Source organism: Sutterella parvirubra YIT 11816 (assembly GCF_000250875.1).
In the GTDB taxonomy this organism is placed as follows: domain Bacteria; phylum Pseudomonadota; class Gammaproteobacteria; order Burkholderiales; family Burkholderiaceae_F; genus Sutterella; species Sutterella parvirubra.
In genome coordinates this window covers 1-407 of sequence record NZ_JH604994.1, presented here as the reverse complement: position 1 = coordinate 407, position 407 = coordinate 1, and the positions used below count along the sequence as shown (strand labels likewise).

The 407-nt window shown below is 62.9% G+C and carries 1 pseudogene; it reads left to right on the top strand.

The window, feature by feature from the left end:
- Positions 1 to 407, top strand: a pseudogene (locus tag HMPREF9440_RS12065) (RNA-guided endonuclease IscB); the annotation flags it as partial.

The following is a 407-nucleotide window of genomic DNA, read 5'->3' as shown; positions in this document are numbered from 1 at the left end:
ACCAGAAGAAGGGCGCACAGCCTCTCGAAGCGTTCCTGAGGGGGAAGCCCGAGCAGATCGAACGCATCCGCCGCCAACTCAAAGCGCCGCTCCGCGATGCCGCTGCGGTGAACACCACGCGTTGGGCGCTCTTCAATGCATTGAAGAAGACGGGCCTCCCCGTTCAAACCGGAACGGGCGCACAGACGAAGTTCAACCGGAAGGCCTTCGGGATCCCGAAGGAGCACTGGTTGGATGCTCTCTGCGTGGGTCGCATCAACGGTGCCGACCATCCGGAAGACATGGGCGTTTTGCAGGTCCGTTGTACGGGACGCGGAAGCTACCAGCGCACTCGCCTCGACAAGTACGGCTTCCCGCGCGGCTACCTCATGCGTCAAAAGCGCGTTCACGGGTTCGCCACGGGCGAT